This is a genomic window from Streptomyces sp. NBC_00647, from assembly GCF_045207245.1.
Taxonomy (GTDB): Bacteria; Actinomycetota; Actinomycetes; order Streptomycetales; family Streptomycetaceae; genus Streptomyces.
In genome coordinates this window covers 3,595,695-3,612,688 of record NZ_CP109040.1, presented here as the reverse complement: position 1 = coordinate 3,612,688, position 16,994 = coordinate 3,595,695, and the positions used below count along the sequence as shown (strand labels likewise).

The following is a 16,994-nucleotide window of genomic DNA, read 5'->3' as shown; positions in this document are numbered from 1 at the left end:
CGCCGTGCGCCCGGCCCGTGCGGCGCCGGACACGTGGATTCCTCCGGCACGGGGCGCGGGTTCGTTGTCGCCCCGCCCATGCCGTCGGACACGGGTGGTTCCCGGCGGCCGGCCCGTGGCCGGTCGTCGGGTGTCCGCCCGCTGATGTGGTGGCCTGCTAACCGGCCTGGTTGTACAGCATCGCGCCCACGGCTCCCCAGCCGCCGTCCGACTGGGGTTGCGGCGGTGGCTCCGGCTGGGTCCTGCCCCTGACCTGGGCCGCCGTCAGGCCGCCCTGAGCGCCCAGGGAGGCGGCGCCGGCCATGCCGGGCATCCCCGTCTGGGCGGCCGGCTGGAGACCCGCCGACTGGGCCGGGGCGGGCATGGCCGCCGGGGGCATCTGCGCCGGCATCGCACCCGGGCCCTGGGCCGCGGCGGGCCAGGCGGTGGGCTGCGGAGGAGCGGGGTAGCCAGGGGCCGCCGCGGGCTGCTGCGGGGCCGAGTAGCTCGCGGCCGCCACGGGCTGCTGAGCGGGGTACGCGGCCGCGGCGGGCTGACCGGCGGGCAGGGGCTGCGGGGCGGGTGCGGGCTGGACCTGCGCGGGCTGACCGGGCCAGGCGTTGGCCTGGGCGGCCAGTCCCTGCATACCCGCTCCGTTGGTCGCGCCGACGAGCCGGTCCACCGCCGCCGTACCCGAGCTGTAGCCGGTCCCTTGGCTCAGCTCGGGTACGGCGGTTCCCCTCCTGGACCCGTAGAGCACCTGCTCCAGGCCGGACACCAGGCGACGCACATCCGTCTGGGGGCGCACCACGAGTCTCAGGAAGCGGCTGGACGAACCGACCTTGTTGCCGCACTCGCGGACCAGGATGCGGTGCTCGGTGAGCAGCCGGTCCCGGACCACGGTGCCTTCGGCGCCGACGGGGAGGCGTACGAACAGGAAGTTTCCCTGCGAGGGGTAGATCGTCAGGCCGGGCAGCGCGGAGAGCTGGCGGGCCATGTCGAGCCGGTCACGGCGGACCATGTGCAGGCTCTCCATGTATTCGGCGCCGTGGTTCTTGAGCATGAACACCACGGTCTCCGCGAAGGAGTTGAGGTTCCACTTCGGCAGCATCGAGCGGACCTTGCCGGCCAGGGCGGGGTTGGCGACGAGATAACCGAAGCGGATGCCGTGCAGGCCGAAGTTCTTGCCGAGGCTGCGCAGCACGATGACGTTGGGCCGCATCACCGCGTCCTCGACCACGCTCGGCTCGGACTCGGCGTCGGCGAACTCCAGGAACGACTCGTCGATGATGACCAGATCCAGGTCGGCCATCGCGTCCATGAACTGGATGACGGACTGGCGCGGCAGGAAGCCGCCGTCGGGGTTGTTCGGGTTGCAGATGACGGCGACCTTGGTGCCGCGGGCGCGGATGAACTTGGCGTACGCGGCGAGGTCGAGCGCGAAGCCGGTGGACTCCTGGAGCGGGAACATGTCGACCCGCTTGCCGGTCTCCATCGGCTGGTCGGTCCAGCGGCCGAACGTGGGGACGGGTATCGCGAGGGACTCACGGACCAGCAGGTGATCGATCCATGTGATCAGTTCGGTGGAACCGTTGCCCATCGCGACGCACTGCGGCGGAAGCTGGAGCAGCGAGCACAGCTCACTGGTGATCGTGTCGGCGCTGCTCGGGTAGTAGGTGATGATCTCGCGCAGCCGGCTCGCGAGATCGTCGAACATCGCGGGGGTGGGGAAGTACGGGTTGCACGGAATACAGAAATCCACGGGCCCGGCTCCGTCGCCCTCCCGCGTCAGTGCGGCCATCGACGGGCTGTGCGCCGCGGTGCCGCGAAAGAGCGAGGTGACATTGCCGGCCATGGAACCTCCGTATGGGCGGGCCCGCTGGGGAGGACGGGCCCTCCGTCTTTGGGTGGCCCGTGCGGGGGAGCACGGGCCGCCCTCTCATACGGATACGGATGTGGCGCTGTTCAACCGCTGTGAAATCGTGCGGACTTTGTGAACCGGCTGTGAAGTCCGGTCACGCACCGAATCCCTCCGATCACGCACCGAACGAGTGCACCGTGCTGGTCCGGTACGTCTGTCCGGGCCGCAGCACCGTCGAAGGGAACGACGGATGGTTCGGGGAGTCCGGGAAGTGCTGGGTCTCCAGGCAGAGGGCGTCGCCCTGGCGGTAGATGTGACCGCCGGTGCCGACCAGGGTGCCGTCCAGGAAGTTGCCCGAGTAGAACTGCAGGCCCGGCTCGGTCGTCGCGATCTTCAGGGTGCGCCCGGAGGAGGGGTCGCGGAGCGTCGCGACCTGCTGGGGCTTCGCCGTGATGCCCTTGTCGAGGGCCCAGTTGTGGTCGATGCCCTTGCCGTACAGGAGCTGCTGGTGGGCCACCCGGATGTCCCGGCCCACGGTCTTCGTGCGGCGGAAGTCGAAGGGGGTGCCGGCGACCTTCGCCAGTTCCCCGGTGGGGATCAGGCCCGAGTCGACGGGGGTGTAACGGGCTGCCGCGATCTGCAGCTCGTGGTCGTAGATCGAGCCGCTGCCCTCACCGGCGAGGTTCCAGTAGACGTGGCTGGTGAGGTTGACGACGGTGGCCTTGTCGGTGGTGGCCTCGTAGTCGACGCGCCAGTCGCCGTGCCTGGTCAGGGTGTAGGTGACCTTCGCCCTGAGCGTGCCGGGGTAGCCCATCTCGCCGTCGATGCTCGTGTAGTGCAGGACGAGTCCGACGTCGGAGCCGGACGTGAAACCCTCCACGTCCCAGACGTGCTTGTCGAAGCCCTTCGTGCCGCCGTGCAGGCTGTTGACGCCGTCGTTGACGGAGAGCTGGTGGCTCTTGCCGTCCAGGGTGAACTGCCCCTTGGCGATACGGTTGCCGTACCGGCCGATCAGGGCGCCGAAGTACGGGCTGTCGGCGACGTAGTCCTCGATGGTGTCGAAGCCCAGCGAGACGTTCTTGTACCTGCCGTGCCGGTCGGGGATCTCCAGGGACTGGACGATTCCGCCGTACGACAGGACCTTGAGCCGCGTCCCGCCGTTCTCCAGGGACCACCGGTGGACCTTCGTCCCGTCGGCGAGCTTTCCGAAGAGTTCCTTCTCGGGCTTCCTGCCGCCCGAGGCGTGCGCCGTGCCGATGGTGGCGGCGGTGATTCCCGCTGCCGCCGCCGCTGCTATGACCGTACGTCTGCTCGTTTCCATTTTGCGGCTCCTGCCCAATGGAGGGGCCCCGCCTTCTGGCGGGGCCCCGGCTGACTTACGAACCGACCTTGCGCTTGTTCCACACGTCGAACCCGACCGCTGCCAGCAGGACGAGACCCTTGATGACCTGCTGCCAGTCGCTGCCGATGCCGACGAGGTTCATTCCGTTGTTCAGCACGCCCAGGACGAGACCACCGATGATCGCGCCGAGGACCGTGCCCACGCCGCCACTCATCGACGCACCGCCGATGAACGAGGCCGCGATGGCTTCGAGTTCGAAGTTCAGACCCGCCTTCGGCGAGGCCGCGTTGAAGCGGGCCGCGAAGACCAGGCCCGCGAGCGCGGCGAGCATGCCCATGTTGAGGAAGACCAGGAAGGTGACCTTCTTGTCCTTCACACCCGACAGCTTGGCCGCCGGAAGGTTGCCGCCGATCGCGTAGATGTGCCGGCCGATGACCGCGTTGCGCATCAGGTAGCCGAAGCCGGCGACCAGGACGCCGAGGATCAGCAGGACCACCGGAGCACCCTTGTAGCTGGCGAGCAGCATGGTGACGGTGAGCACGGCGGCGACCAGCGCGACGAGCTTGAGCAGGAAGAGGTTCTTCGGCAGGACCTCGAGCGAGAACTCCTGCTGCCGCTTGCGGTCGCGGACCTCCTGGAACACCACGAACGCGACCAGGCCGATGCCGAGCAGCAGCGTGAGGTTGTGGTAGTTGGTGGTGGGTCCCACCTCGGGCAGGAAGCTGTTGGCGACCTTCTGCAGGCCCTCGGGGAACGGGCCGATCGTCTGGCCCTCGAGGAAGATCTCCGTCAGACCGCGGAAGGTCAGCATGCCCGCCAGGGTCACGATGAACGACGGTATGCCGGCATACGCGATGAGGAAGCCCTGCGCCGCACCCGCCATCGCGCCCATGGCCAGGCACAGCACCACGGCTATGGGCCACGGGATGTCGTGGTTGACCATCAGCACGGCTCCCACCGCGCCCACGAACGCCGTCAGCGAGCCGACCGAGAGGTCGATGTGCCCGGCGATGATGACGAGCATCATGCCGATCGCGAGGATCAGGATGTAGCTGTTCTGCAGCACCAGGTTGGAGACGTTGCGCGGCAGCAGCAGGTCACCGTTGGTCCACACGGCGAACAGGACCACGATCAGGCCGAGGGCGAACAGCATGCCGTACTGCCGCATGTTGCGGCGCATGCCGTCCAGCATCAGCTGGATCAGGCTCTCTCCCGTGTCCGAGCCGCTCTTGCCGGCCGGCGCCGGGGCCGGCGTCTTGGCGGTCACATCCGTGCTCATCGGGTTACCTCTTTGTCCTTCGTCATCTGGCGCATCAGCGTTTCCTGCGAGGCCTCCGCCCGCGAGAACTCACCCGTCAGCCGTCCCGCGGCCATCGTGTAGATGCGGTCGCACATACCGAGCAGCTCCGGCAGCTCGGAGGAGATGAAGACGACCGCCTTGCCCTCGGCCGCCAGCTTGTCGATGACCGTGTAGATCTCGAACTTGGCGCCGACGTCGATCCCGCGGGTCGGCTCGTCGAGGATCAGCACTTCGGGCCCCGCGAAGATCCACTTGCTGAGGACGACCTTCTGCTGATTGCCGCCGGACAGCTTGCCCACCGGCTCGAAGACGGTCGGCGCCTTGATGTTCATGGAGGTGCGGAAGCCCTCGGAGACCTGCCGCTCCTCGTGCTCGTCGACCACACCACGCTTCGCGACCTTGTTCAGGGCGCTGAGCGTGATGTTGCGGTTGATGGTGTCGATGAGGTTGAGGCCGTAGTGCTTACGGTCCTCGGTGACGTACGCGATCCCGTGCTTGACCGCTTCGGACACGGACTTGGTACGGATCTCCTTGCCGTCCCTGACCACCGTGCCGCTCGCGTACCGGCCGTAGGAGCGCCCGAAGACGCTCATCGCCAGTTCGGTGCGGCCGGCGCCCATGAGTCCGGCGATGCCGACGATCTCGCCGCGCCGCACGGAGATCGACACATCGTCGACCACCTTGCGCTGCTGGTCGATCGGGTGGAACACGGTCCAGTCGCGGATCTCCAGGGCGGGCGCGGCGCCCGCCTCCGGCTCGTGCGGTGTCCGCTCCGGGAAGCGGTGCTCGAGGTCGCGGCCGACCATGCCGCTGATGATCCGGTCCTCGGTGGTCTCCGGGGCCTTCACGTCGAGCGTCTCGATCGTCCGCCCGTCGCGCAGGATCGTCACCGAGTCGGCGACCCGCTCGATCTCGTTCAGCTTGTGGGAGATGATGATCGAGGTGATGCCCTGAGCCTTCAACTCCAGGATGAGATCGAGGAGTTTGCCGCTGTCCTCGTCGTTCAGGGCGGCTGTCGGCTCATCCAGGATGAGCAGCTTCACCTTCTTGGACAGCGCCTTCGCGATCTCGACGAGCTGCTGCTTGCCCACGCCGATGTCGGCGACGCGGGTCTGCGGGTTCTCGTCGAGTCCGACCCGCCGCAGCAGCTCGGAGGCGTGCCGCAGCGTGTCGGTCCAGCTGATGAGCCCGCGCGTGGCGTGCTCGTTGCCGAGGAAGATGTTCTCCGCGATGGAGAGATAGGGCACCAGGGCCAGTTCCTGGTGGATGATCACGATGCCGTGGTGCTCACTGGCCCTGATGTCCTTGAAGGAGCAGACCTCCCCCTCGAAGAGGATGTCCCCCTCGTAACTGCCGCTCGGGTGAACGCCGGAGAGGACCTTCATGAGGGTCGACTTGCCGGCGCCGTTCTCACCGCAGATGGCGTGGACCTCGCCCTGTCGGACGGTCAGAGTGACGTCCGACAGCGCCTTGACGCCGGGAAAGGTCTTGACGATCGAGCGCATTTCCAGGACGGGTCCCGCCATGGTCGTGCCTTCCAATCACTAGGAGGTGGCGGTTACTTGAGGTCGCTGTCCTTGTAGTAGCCCGTGGCGACGAGCTCCTTCTCGTAGTTGCTCTTGTCGACGCTGACCGGCTGCAGCAGGTAGGCGGGGATCACCTTGGTGCCGTTGTCGTAGGTCTTGGTGTCGTTGAGCTCGGGCTTCTTGCCCTTGAGGGCCGCGTCGACCATGTTCCCGGCGACCTTCGCGAGCTGGCGGGTGTCCTTGTAGACGGTCATCGTCTGCTCGTCCGCGATGATCGACTTCACCGAGGCGAGCTCGGCGTCCTGGCCGGTGACGACCGGAAGCGGCTTGCTCTTGGAGCCGTAGTCGTCCGACTTCAGCGCGGACAGGATGCCGATGGAGATGCCGTCGTAGGGCGAGAGCACCGCGTCGACCCGGGCGCTCTTGTACGACGAGGTCAGGATGTCGTCCATGCGCTTCTGGGCGGTGCCGCCGTCCCAGCGCAGGGTGGTGACCTGGTTCAGCGCGGTCTGGCCGGACTTGACGACGAGCTGCTTCTTGTCGATGTACGGCTGGAGGACCTTCATCGCGCCGCCGAAGAAGTACTTCGTGTTGTTGTCGTCGTTCGAGCCGGCGAAGAGCTCGACGTTGAACGGGCCCTTCTTGGAGCCGTCCGCGAGACCGAGCTTCTGCAGGATGTAGTTGCCCTGGAGCTCGCCGACCTTCGAGTTGTCGAAGGACGCGTAGTAGTCGACGTTCTTGGTGCCGAGGATCAGGCGGTCGTAGGAGATGACCGGGATGTTCGCGTCGGCGGCCTGCTGGAGCACGTTGTTCATCGACTTGTTGTCGATGGCCGCGATGATCAGGGCCTTCACACCCTGCGTGATCATGTTCTCGATCTGCGAGACCTGCTGGTCCGGGTCGTCCTCACCGAAGGCCAGCTTGGTCTTGTAGCCCTTGGCCTCAAGGTCCTTGACCACGTTGTTGCCGTCGCCGATCCAGCGCTCGGAGGACTTCGTCGGCATCGAGATGCCGATCGTGGCGCCCTTGGTGTCTCCCGACTTGTCCTTGCTGCCGCCGTCGCCGTTCTGGCCGCAGGCGGTCAGGGTGAGGGCGAGGGAGGCTGCTCCGGCTATGGCGGTGAGTGCGGCTCTGCGGTTACGCATGATCATCATCCTTGATGTCTTGGACCGGGCTCGGTCTCGCGGAACTCGAACGCTCCGGGAGGGTGGAGAGGAAGGCCGAGAAGGTGTGTTGGATTGTGCGCGACTGTGTCGGCTTGTGTGAAGGGGGTTTGTGCGAACGTTATGAGGGAGTGTCGAACCGTGTGAGCGCGCCGGGCAGGCGGCTGCCGAGCGGCGCCATGTCGCCGTCCGCTCCGTGCCGTGCGAGGAGGTCCAGGGCGAGCCGGCCGCGCCGCACCCTCTCCCGGGCCGTGCTCAGGGTCAGGTCCCGCAGATGGTGTCCGTACGGGTACAGCCCGGGGGTCTTGGACAGCCCGAACTTCAGATAGAGCGGTGCGCCGCGCCTGATCAGCTCGGCGACCTCGTACATCCGCACGTACCCGCCGAGATCGTCGGGGGCCTCGATGTACATGTCCATGGGGGCGGCGGAGACCCGCCGTATCTCGGTGAGGTGATCGAGCGTCAGATCGCTCGGCACGTTCACCGAGTCGGCGCCGAGGTTCTCGTACACGGCGTACGAGGCCGGGTTGACCGGACCGATCAGCGCCGAGACCTTGAGGGTGGTGTCGGCCGGGATGATCCCGGCGACCCGTGCCCGGTGGAGCGTCCACAGCACGCCCTCGTCCGCGACGAGCAGGCACTTGACGCCCAGCTCCGTCGCCCGGACGGCGTCCTCGACACAGCCGGCCACCGCGTCGTGGCCGCGGGCGCGCAGCCCGCCGCCGCGCGAGTCGGTACGGACCGAGGCGCCGATGTCCCAGGTGCCGCGCGGGCCGGTGAACAGGCAGAGCTCGATGTCGCGTTCATCGGTGGCCTCGACCATCTCGGTGATCTCGGCGTCGGTCAGCATCCAGACACCGCTGCCCTGGCTGATCCGGTGGATCGGCACGTCGAGCCGCGAGGACTCCTTGAGGACCACGGCGAGCGCCTCGGGCCCCTCCACGGAGGGAACCTCGGTGCGCCAGCGACCGCCTCCGGGGAAGGTGTGCGGCGAGGCGTCGGCGGGGGAGAGGGCGGGCGCGCCCAGGCCGAGCGCGGCGAGTGCCTGCTCACCGGGTCGACGGGCTGCCGTAGGGGAGGCGTCGGTCACGAGCTGTCCTTCATGTTCGATATTTCGGGCAAGGTTCGCGGCAATGGGTGTGCGGGGGCCCGGAGTACGCCGGTACGGAGCCGTCAGGGATCCCCGTACCGGCGTACGGCTCGGGTGGCGGTCACGGCTTCAGCAGGACCTTTCCGACCTTGGGATCGCCGGACCCCACCAGCTCGATGGCCTCCGGGAAGGAGGCGAGCGGCAGCTCGTGCGTCACCAGCGGCGACGGGTTCAGCAGGCCGGCGCCGAATACCCGCACCGTGTGCGCCCAGGCCTCCGGCGGAGCCCCGAACACGGTGTGCACCTCCAGCTGCCGTACGACGAGATCGGTCGGGTCGAGCCCCTCGGCACCCGGCGCCGGGATTCCGGTGAGGACCAGGCGTCCGCCGCGCCGCAGCAGGGAGGCGGCGGTGCGCGCGGCGGACGCGGAACCGGCGGTCTCGATGACGACGTCGAAGTCGTCGGGCAGTTCCTGGTCCCTGGTACGGAAGTCGGTGGCGCCGAAGTCCTTCGACAGCGTGGCCCGGTCCGGGCGGGTGCCCACCACGAGCAGCTCGGCCGGGGAACCCGCCCTCAGGAACTGCACGGCGAACATTCCGAGCGTTCCGGTGCCCACCACGGCCACGCGCTCACCGGGCCGCGCGTTCGCCTTGAGCGCGGCGGCCGCGATGCAGGCGGCCGGTTCGAGCAGGGCGGCGGCGGTCAGGTCGGCGTCGTCGGGCAGGACGTGGAGCAGTCGCGCGGGGAGCGTCAGCGTGCTCGCCATCGCGCCCGGCTGGGTGAAGCCCGTCTCCTCGTACCCGGCCGTGCACAACGTTGTCTCGCCCGCGTGGCAACGGTCGCAGACCTGGCAGTTGCGGAAGCCCTCACCGACGACCTTGCGGCCGACCAGCGTCCCGGGGACACCGGCGCCGACCTCCTCGACGGTGCCGGACCACTCGTGACCCGGGGTGAGGGGGTAGCGGACGTACCCCTCGGGCCGGTTGCCCTGGTAGACCTCGCGGTCGCTGCCGCAGATGCCGACCGCGTGCACCCGCACGAGCGCCTCGCCCGCCGCCGGCCGCCGCGGTTCGTGCGCGGTCAGCCGGTGCTCGCCCGGCCCCTCGACGACGACCGCGGTGCTCACTGTGCCCCCTTGGGCTTGCGCTGCTCCCAGCCGTCGGCCCACAGGTCGAACCGCGCCTGCTGCTGCGGGAACTCGGCCGCCGCGTCGACGTCCAGCTCGACGCCGAGACCGGGCTCGTGGGACAGCTGGAAGTAGCCGTCGACGACCTGCGGGGCGCCCTTCACCACCTTCTTGATCTCCGCGTCCGCGAAGTCGTTGAAGTGCTCCAGGATCTTGAAGTTCGGCGAGGTGAAGCCGACCTGGAGGGAAGCGGCGGTCAGGACCGGGCCGCCGACGTTGTGCGGCGCGACCAGGACGTAGTGGGCCTCGGCGGTGGCCGCGAGCTTCCGGGTCTCCCAGATGCCGCCGATGTGGCCGACGTCGGGCTGGATGATGTCGACCGCCTGGCTCTCGAAGAGCTCGCGGAACTCGATGCGGTCGTGGATCCGCTCACCCGTGGCCACCGGGATGTCGACCTTGGCGGCCACCTTCTCCAGCGCCTTGAGGTTCTCCGGCGGCACCGGCTCCTCCAGCCATGCGGGCTTGAAGGGCGCGAGTTCGTGGGCGAGCCGGACGGCGGTGGACGGCGAGAAGCGGCCGTGCATCTCCAGCATCAGCTCGGTGTCGGGCCCGATCGCGTCGCGCACCGCCTCGATGAGCGACACCGAGTAGAGGGTGGCCTCGTGGTCGAGCTCGAAGTGGCCGGTGCCGAAGGGGTCGATCTTGAGGGCCTTGTAGCCCCGCGCGACGACCTCCTGCGCGGCCTTGTGGTAGGCCTCCGGCGTCCGTTCGGTGGTGTACCAGCCGTTGGCGTAGGCCTTGACCTTGTCGGTCACCTTGCCGCCGAGAAGCTGCCAGACCGGCACCCCGAGCGCCTTGCCCTTGATGTCCCAGCACGCCATCTCGATGACCGCGATGCCGGACATCACGATCTCGCCGGCACGCCCGTAGTCGCCGTACTTCATCCGGCGGACCAGGTCCTCGACGGCGAACGGGTCCGAGCCGAGAATATGGTTGGCCTGCGCCTCGTGCAGATAGCCGAGCAGCGCGTCGGTGTGGCCCAGCATGCGGGTCTCGCCGACTCCGGTGATGCCCTCGTCGGTGTGCACCTGGACGTAGGTCAGGTTCCTCCAGGGTGTCCCGACCACGTGTGTGGTGATTCCCGTGATGCGCACGGCAGATGCCCCCTGTGCTTGAGCTTTGTTCGAAATTTCGTCACACGTTCGAAATGCTGGCGTGACAGTAAGGACGCGGCCCCGCGAGTGTCAATGGGTCGGGCACATAACGGTTTCGATGAGATGGGCGCAGGATGGCGGGGAATGTTCGGGGGTGTCTCCATCTGCCGTACCGGAACCTGGGATTCCGCACAGAACATTCACAACTGCGCCTAGGAACGTTACCCATGGCGAACTTAGTCTTCCCGCGTCATGGACTACTGCCACGTGTGCCGCAGGCACCTCAACGGCGCCCTCGCCTGTCCTGGGTGCGGCACTCCGGTCGAAGAACTCGACGCGGATGCGGAGGACACCGACGCGCGCCCCGAGGCGGGCGCCGACGCGTACGACGGCGGGCACGACGATGCCGAGGACGACGACGAGGAGCGCTCCGGACGGGCCCCCGCCCGCCGGCGCGGCCGCAGCCGCGGCCGGGACGCCGGGAGCCCGAGCGGCCCGCAGGGCCCGGCCGCTCCGGCCGGTACCAGCCGGCGCGACCGCAAGGCCGCCGCGCACCGCCGGCGCCGTCGCCGCACCCTGTTCGTCGCGGTGGGCTTCGTCCTCGCGGCCGCCGGTCTGAGTCTCGCCGAACTCGGCGTCGACGCACCCGGGTTGGGCCCCGGCCCCACCGCGGCCGGAGGCGAGTCGCCGGACGGTTCCGCCTCGGCGGCTGCGACCTCCCACGCGAAGAAGGCCCCGTCCGGCCGCGCCAGCGCCTCGGCCGGTACGCCCGACGCGTCGGCGTCGGCCTCCGGTTCCGCCTCCGCGTCCCCCTCCGTGTCCGCCTCGGCGACGAGCGAGAAGAGTGCCGACGGCGAGCAGTCGCCGACCGCGGGTACGCTCCCGGGCCGCTTCACCTCGGCCCCGGCGGTCTCTTCGCCACCCCGGACGTCGGCACCCGCCACGGCGGCACCGGCGACCTCGGGCCCCGGATCGGACCCCTCGCCGTCGGAGACGTGCAACCGCTTCCTGTGGTGGTGCAGCTGACGCCCGCCGTCGTACGCCGGGGCCCGCGCCGGCCCCGGCACGGCAACGGCGGCGCGACGCCGGGCTCTTGAGCCGGTCGCGCGACGGTCCGCGTTCCGGGACATCCACGGCGATTCCGTCCTGCGGGCATCGATGGACCGCGGCCAACACCCGAACCCCGACGGGCATCGAGCGCCCCGTGACCGCCCGTGAGCCACCACCCCGCGCCCGCGAGCCGCTGCACGCCACCGCGGCGCCGCGTTCCGTTCCGGTTCCGGCGCGTCGATCCGTTCCGCTTCCCGCGCTGGTCCGTTCCGGTTCCTGTGCGGCGACGTGCCGCGTTTCCTGTGCCGCCGGTCCGCTGCCGCGCCGCCGTGCCTTCGGTGGCCCCGGCCGCCCCCGCCGCGCCGCCGCCCCTGCCGCGCCCCCGCGCCGCCGCGCGGAGACTCAGCCCTCCGTGTCGTCCGTGCCCAGCATGCGGCGCAGCAGGTCGCGCAGCGTCAGGCGTTCCTCGTCCGAGAGTTCCGCGAGGGGTTCGCGGGCGAAGTTCAGCGATTCGCGCAGGCCGCGGGCGACGCCGCGCCCCTCGGTCGTCGCCGCGGCCAGTTTCACCCGGCGGTCCGCCGGGTCGGGGCGACGCTCCACCAGGCCCCGCGCCTCCAGCCGGTCCACGATCCCCGTGACGTTCGACGGCTCGCACTTCAGCTGCTGCGCCAGACGGCGCATCGGCAGCGGCTCCAGCGAGAGCAGGCTCAGCAGTCGCGCCTGCGCGCCGGTGAGGGCGTGCTCGGCGGCGGCGTCCTCGTACTCGTCGTGGTAGCGGGCCACGACCGTGCCGATCAACTCGACGACCTCCATGGTCAAAGGGTCGATCCGGGGTCTCTTTTGGGTGGCCATGCCTCCGAGCGTACCGCGTTACTTGACATCATGAAATATTCAGGCGCATGGTTGTTTCAGGTACTGAAGTATTAGAACCGCTCGCCGGTCACCGTGAAAGGCGCACCTCATGTCCGAGACCCCCCAGCTTCCCTCCACCGGTCGTGCATGGCACCTCGTCAGCCGTCCGGTCGGCTGGCCCGAGCCCGCGGACTTCGCCCTGGTCGAGGCCGAGGTCCCGCAGCCGGGTCCGGGCGAGGTCCTGGTGCGGAACAGCTATGTGTCCGTCGACCCGTACATGCGCGGCCGCATGAGCGCCGCCAAGTCCTACGTCGCTCCCTTCGAGCTCGGCAAGACCATGCAGGGCGGCGCGGTCGGTGAGGTCATCGCCTCGAACGCCGAGGGCGTCGACGTCGGCGACCACGTGCTGCACTTCTTCGGCTGGCGCGAGTACGCCGTCGTGGACGCCAAGCAGGCCGTCAAGGTGGACCCGGAGGCCGCGCCGCTGTCGACGTACCTCGGCGTCCTCGGCATGACCGGCCTCACCGCCTACGCCGGCCTCCTGCGCACCGCCTCCTTCAAGGAGGGCGACTCCGTCTTCGTGTCCGGCGCCGCCGGTGCCGTCGGCAGCCAGGTGGGTCAGATCGCCCGGCTCAAGGGCGCCTCGCGCGTCATCGGCTCCGCGGGGTCCGACGAGAAGGTCAAGCTGCTCGTCGAGGAGTACGGCTTCGACGCCGCCTTCAACTACAAGAACGGCCCGGTCGCCCAGCAGCTGCGCGAGGCCGCCCCCGACGGCGTCGACGTCTACTTCGACAACGTGGGCGGTGACCACCTGGAGGCGGCCATCGGCTCGCTGAACCAGGACGGCCGCATCGCGATCTGCGGCATGATCTCCGTCTACAACAGCACCGAGCCGGTCCCCGGCCCGAAGAACCTGGCCCGGCTGATCCAGACCCGCGGCCGCATCCAGGGCTTCCTCGTCGGCGACCACTACGACCTCCAGAAGGAGTTCGTCCAGGAGGTCGGCGCCTGGATCCGTTCCGGTGAGCTGAAGTACTCCGAGACGGTCGTGGAGGGCATCGAGAACAACCTGGAGGCCTTCTTCGGCGTCCTGCGCGGCGACAACATCGGAAAGATGATCGTCAAGCTCTGACCTGTCGCTGGACTTCCGGCATGCGGTAACTTCTTTCCGAAGTCGTCGCGATCGTGGGCGCGAGTCGCGGCGGACCAAGGAGGAACGCACCGTATGTCCATCCAGCAGACCGACGTCCTGTACACGGCCGTCGCCACCGCCGAGAACGGCCGCGACGGCCGGGTCGCCACCGACGACGGCCGGCTCGACGTCGTCGTCAACCCGCCCAAGGAGATGGGCGGAAGCGGCGCCGGAACCAACCCGGAGCAGCTCTTCGCCGCCGGGTACAGCGCCTGCTTCCAGGGCGCCCTCGGCGTCGTCGCACGCCAGGAGGGCGCCGACGTCTCCGGCTCGACCGTCACCGCGAAGGTCGGCATAGGCAGGAACGACGACGGCTTCGGGCTCGTCGTCGAGATCTCCGCGGTGATCCCGAACGTCGACGCCACCACCGCCCGCGCGCTCCTGGAGAGGGCCCACCAGGTCTGCCCGTACTCGAAGGCGACCCGCGGCGACATCACCGTGACGCTTGCCTGACGGCGCTCGTTGCACACGGCGGAGGCCGCACCCCGGGACGTGGGGTGCGGCCTCCGCCTTTCCTCAGAGCTCCGGGGACACCGTCAGCAGCGCCCTCGCCACCTGCGGGAACTCTCCCTTCGGGTGGTCGCGGAAGAGCGGCTCGGTACCGAACAGCACGGCATGCGGCCCCGAGACCACCGAGGCCCGGCCGCCGGCCGCCGTCGGCCCGCCCGATCCGTCGTCCAGCGGCCGCCAGTGCCCGGAGACCAGGGGATCGCCGGTCGCGTACGACTGCTCGACGCGAACCCCGGGGCCCGGGTCGGTGAACCAGACGGGCGCGTAGACGAAGCTGTGGTCGGGGGCGCCCGCCGTCACGGAACCGCCCGAATTCACGACGCGCACCACGCCGTTGGCGTCCTGGTTGCCCTCCACCGGCCGCACGTCGAGCAGGCCGGCGGCCGCGTTGAGCGCCGCACCCGTGGCACCGCGCCCGACGAGGCCGTGCGTGCCCAGGAAGGTGTCGAGAGCGGACCGCGCGGCCGGCGTGAGGTCCGCGTGGTTCAGCCCCGACGACACGAACAGCACGTCCACCGCCGACCAGTCGAAGCCCGCGTCGAGGATCGCCGTCGACACCGGGACCACGTCGAAGTTCATCTCGCGGAGCGCGAAGAGCTCGCCGGGCGTGACGGCGGCGGCGACACGGACACGCCGCAGCGGGCCGCCCCGCGCCGCCGCGCCGGGGGAGGCGTCGCGCGCCGTCCCCGCCGCGTCGAAGGAGACGTCGTACGCGCGGGCGGCCTCGACCGCCTTCGCACGGGCCGACGCCGGCACGACCGCCCCGCCGGCACCGTCCTGTCGTACCGGAACACCCTGCTTCAGAAGGGAGTTGAGAGCGGCGACCTCCTGCGGTGTGCCGAGCCGGAGCCGCAGGTCGCCGCGGGGGGCGACCCGTCCGGCGTGCGGCGCCGCGTCGACCGCGCGCAGCGGGAGGGCCGACAGGCCCCCGCTCTCCACGCGCTCGACCGTCGCGCCCCACAGCCGGCCGAGACTCCAGCCCGAGATGTCGTACATCGTCGACACCTTGTCGCTGATGTCCCGCCCGTCCGCGAGCATGACATTGGCCAGGCCGCGCTTGGGCTGACGCAGATCGACGACGAAGGAGCCCTTCGGGTACGAGCGTCCCGCGAGCCGGAAACCGCGTGCGGCGCGGGTGACACGTACGTCATTGGCGATCAGGTGGTCCACCAGACGCGCTGCGGCGGCGCCCGAACGCTGGGCCGTGCCCGCCGGAATGACGTACGCGCTCGGGAAGTCGGTCGTGTAGACGTCCTCGGGGCCGATGCCCGGGACGCCGGGAACCGTCTCGGAGGAGACCGGTACCTGCGCGGCACCCGTCGCGCCCCGCCGGAAGACCTCGATCTGGTCGGCGATGAGAGAAGTCCGGTGCGACCGGGCGAAGTCGAGCGTGGCACGCAGCGCGGCGCCCGCGACATCGACGTTGATCGCCGAGCGGCGCCTCAGTTCGGCCACCGGCAGGGTGTCGTACGCCGTGCCGTTCACGTTCATCGGGATCTCGACCGTGTGCGCGGCGACCGTGCCGTGGAAGGCCGCGTATTGCGGGGTGAAGATCGGCGGCCAGTCGTCCCAGCCCTCCTGCTGGTCGCGGAAGGGGATCTGGGCGGGCTCCACACCGTCGGCGGCGGGGGTGTACCCGAGGCCGTTGACGGCGGCCTCCATGCCGAGGGCGTTGGCGTAGGTGTTCTTGAGGAAGAGGTCGTACTCGTAGTTCTCGCCGTGCGGCGGGGTCGTCGGCTCGATGAGCGTGCCGTTGACGTAGCCGTGCAGATCGAGCATGACGGCCGGCTGCTTGTCGATCGCGATCTGCCGCATCGCGCGCGCCTCGGGCTGCGAGGCGGTGACGAGGTCCCGGTTCAGGTCGAAGCCGTTCGCGTTGGCGCGGGTGCCAGCGATCCGGCCGTCCGGGTTCGCGGTGATGTTGAAGTAGATCCGGCTGTGGGCGAGGAGGTCCTTCGTCCTCGCGTCCGTGTCCGTGGCGAGGTGCTCGATGAGGGAGAGGGCGGCGTCCGTTCCCTCCCACTCGTTGCCGTGGATGTTGCTGTTGAAGAAGACCGGCGTCTTGTAACCGCTCTTGACCGCGGGGTCCTCGGCGGCGGCGCCGGGCGCGTTCTCGATGAGCTCGCGCATCCGCTCCTGGGCGAGCGCCCGGGCGGCGGACTCCGGGGCGGTGACCGTGACGAGGAAGAGACGGTGGCCGCCCGCGGACCGCCCCGCGACCTCGACGCTCACCCGGTCGCCCAGCCGCTGAAGGGCGTTCAGCTTCGGCGCGATGGCGTGGTACGGAGTGAGGCCGAGCTTGATGGACTTGTCGGCGAGGTTCACCGGGTCGGGTGTGAGGACCTGCCGGCGGGGGTAGCCGCGGGTGCTCTCCGAGAGGTCGGTGACGGGGGCGGTGAGCGCGGCGCGGGCGGCGCTCACGGGCGCCCGGGCGGCGCTGTCGGCCGCTGCGGCGCCCTCGCGGACCGGTGGCCTGCGGTCCGCGGTGGCGCTGGTCGGGGCGAGCACCAGCGAGCCGGCCACGACCGCGGCGACGGCGGCGAGCAGGGCGGGTCTCGGCAGGGCTCGGCGAGGCTTCGGTAAGCGCATGCGTCGTACCTCCGGGGCAGGGGTTTCCTGAGGGCGTGCCGGCGGCTTCCCGAGGTCGGTCCGAGGCGCGCACGGACCGGCTCGGGTCGGTACGGCGAGGTGTACCTGTTCGACTCTTCCGCAACAAGGGCGCCTTCCCGTCACAACAGCCCTCACGTCCGTCCCGACGGCCGTCATGGATGCCCCGGACGGCGCATCACCGGGGGGCCGGAGCGGGCATGCTGAGTGCGGCACCCGGCCCGATCCGCCGGACAGGTCCG

The 16,994-nt window shown here is 69.9% G+C and carries 13 protein-coding genes; 3 read left to right on the top strand and 10 right to left on the bottom strand.

Going from position 1 to position 16,994, the window contains the following annotated elements:
• Positions 1-157: 157 nt before the first annotated feature.
• The 8 genes from OG788_RS15950 to OG788_RS15915 all read right to left on the bottom strand — a co-directional run bounded on the left by OG788_RS15950 (position 158) and on the right by OG788_RS15915 (position 10,541).
• Positions 158-1,834, bottom strand: coding sequence for a pyridoxal phosphate-dependent aminotransferase (locus OG788_RS15950; protein ID WP_406371508.1), 1,677 nt, complete (start codon positions 1,832-1,834; stop codon positions 158-160).
• Positions 1,835-2,015: 181 nt separating this feature from the next.
• Positions 2,016-3,161, bottom strand: coding sequence for an aldose epimerase family protein (locus OG788_RS15945; RefSeq protein ID WP_406371506.1), 1,146 nt, complete (start codon positions 3,159-3,161; stop codon positions 2,016-2,018).
• Between the two features lie 55 nt (positions 3,162-3,216).
• Entirely contained in the window at positions 3,217-4,461 is a 1,245-nt protein-coding gene (gene mmsB, locus OG788_RS15940) for a multiple monosaccharide ABC transporter permease (protein WP_406371505.1), read from the bottom strand.
• A complete protein-coding gene (gene mmsA, locus OG788_RS15935) occupies positions 4,458-6,008 on the bottom strand; it encodes a multiple monosaccharide ABC transporter ATP-binding protein (protein WP_406371503.1) in 1,551 nt (516 codons plus the stop codon). Before mmsA ends, mmsB begins: the two co-directional genes overlap by 4 nt.
• 32 nt (positions 6,009-6,040) lie before the next feature.
• Positions 6,041-7,153: a multiple monosaccharide ABC transporter substrate-binding protein gene (gene chvE / locus OG788_RS15930; RefSeq protein WP_351538884.1), complete on the bottom strand. Its 1,113-nt coding sequence runs from the start codon at positions 7,151-7,153 to the stop codon at positions 6,041-6,043.
• Between the two features lie 139 nt (positions 7,154-7,292).
• A complete protein-coding gene (locus OG788_RS15925) occupies positions 7,293-8,261 on the bottom strand; it encodes a hypothetical protein (protein WP_356754223.1) in 969 nt (322 codons plus the stop codon).
• 121 nt (positions 8,262-8,382) lie between these two features.
• Complete coding sequence (locus OG788_RS15920; RefSeq protein WP_406371501.1) at positions 8,383-9,387, bottom strand: zinc-binding dehydrogenase; 1,005 nt, start codon at positions 9,385-9,387, stop codon at positions 8,383-8,385.
• A complete protein-coding gene (locus tag OG788_RS15915) occupies positions 9,384-10,541 on the bottom strand; it encodes a mandelate racemase/muconate lactonizing enzyme family protein (RefSeq protein ID WP_351538871.1) in 1,158 nt (385 codons plus the stop codon). The genes OG788_RS15920 and OG788_RS15915 overlap by 4 nt, the downstream gene beginning before the upstream one ends.
• 252 nt (positions 10,542-10,793) lie before the next feature.
• Between OG788_RS15915 and OG788_RS15910 the strand changes: the two genes are divergently transcribed.
• Positions 10,794-11,567 (top strand): hypothetical protein, encoded by a 774-nt coding sequence (locus OG788_RS15910; protein WP_406371498.1) that lies wholly within the window; start codon positions 10,794-10,796, stop codon positions 11,565-11,567.
• Positions 11,568-11,993: 426 nt separating this feature from the next.
• On the opposite strand, the gene OG788_RS15905 is transcribed toward OG788_RS15910, so the two are convergent.
• The gene (locus tag OG788_RS15905) at positions 11,994-12,443 is read right to left on the bottom strand and encodes a MarR family winged helix-turn-helix transcriptional regulator (RefSeq protein WP_406371497.1); all 450 of its coding nucleotides are present in this window, start codon (positions 12,441-12,443) and stop codon (positions 11,994-11,996) included.
• A 109-nt stretch (positions 12,444-12,552) separates the two neighbouring features.
• Between OG788_RS15905 and OG788_RS15900 the strand changes: the two genes are divergently transcribed.
• Positions 12,553-13,575: an NADP-dependent oxidoreductase gene (locus tag OG788_RS15900; protein WP_351538863.1), complete on the top strand. Its 1,023-nt coding sequence runs from the start codon at positions 12,553-12,555 to the stop codon at positions 13,573-13,575.
• Positions 13,576-13,668: 93 nt separating this feature from the next.
• On the top strand, positions 13,669-14,088 hold the full coding sequence (locus OG788_RS15895) for an organic hydroperoxide resistance protein (RefSeq protein WP_406371494.1): 420 nt from the start codon (positions 13,669-13,671) through the stop codon (positions 14,086-14,088).
• Between the two features lie 63 nt (positions 14,089-14,151).
• On the opposite strand, the gene OG788_RS15890 is transcribed toward OG788_RS15895, so the two are convergent.
• Positions 14,152-16,734: a M14 family zinc carboxypeptidase gene (locus tag OG788_RS15890; protein WP_406371493.1), complete on the bottom strand. Its 2,583-nt coding sequence runs from the start codon at positions 16,732-16,734 to the stop codon at positions 14,152-14,154.
• Positions 16,735-16,994: the final 260 nt, after the last annotated feature.

Coding starts and splice junctions, on each gene's coding strand:
- chvE (WP_351538884.1), bottom strand. CDS start 7,153: ATGCGTAACCGCAGAGCCGCACTCACCGCCATAGCCGGAGCAGCCTCC.
- OG788_RS15945 (WP_406371506.1), bottom strand. CDS start 3,161: ATGGAAACGAGCAGACGTACGGTCATAGCAGCGGCGGCGGCAGCGGGA.
- mmsB (WP_406371505.1), bottom strand. CDS start 4,461: ATGAGCACGGATGTGACCGCCAAGACGCCGGCCCCGGCGCCGGCCGGC.
- OG788_RS15895 (WP_406371494.1), top strand. CDS start 13,669: ATGTCCATCCAGCAGACCGACGTCCTGTACACGGCCGTCGCCACCGCC.
- OG788_RS15950 (WP_406371508.1), bottom strand. CDS start 1,834: ATGGCCGGCAATGTCACCTCGCTCTTTCGCGGCACCGCGGCGCACAGC.
- mmsA (WP_406371503.1), bottom strand. CDS start 6,008: ATGGCGGGACCCGTCCTGGAAATGCGCTCGATCGTCAAGACCTTTCCC.
- OG788_RS15905 (WP_406371497.1), bottom strand. CDS start 12,443: ATGGCCACCCAAAAGAGACCCCGGATCGACCCTTTGACCATGGAGGTC.
- OG788_RS15900 (WP_351538863.1), top strand. CDS start 12,553: ATGTCCGAGACCCCCCAGCTTCCCTCCACCGGTCGTGCATGGCACCTC.
- OG788_RS15910 (WP_406371498.1), top strand. CDS start 10,794: ATGGACTACTGCCACGTGTGCCGCAGGCACCTCAACGGCGCCCTCGCC.
- OG788_RS15890 (WP_406371493.1), bottom strand. CDS start 16,734: ATGCGCTTACCGAAGCCTCGCCGAGCCCTGCCGAGACCCGCCCTGCTC.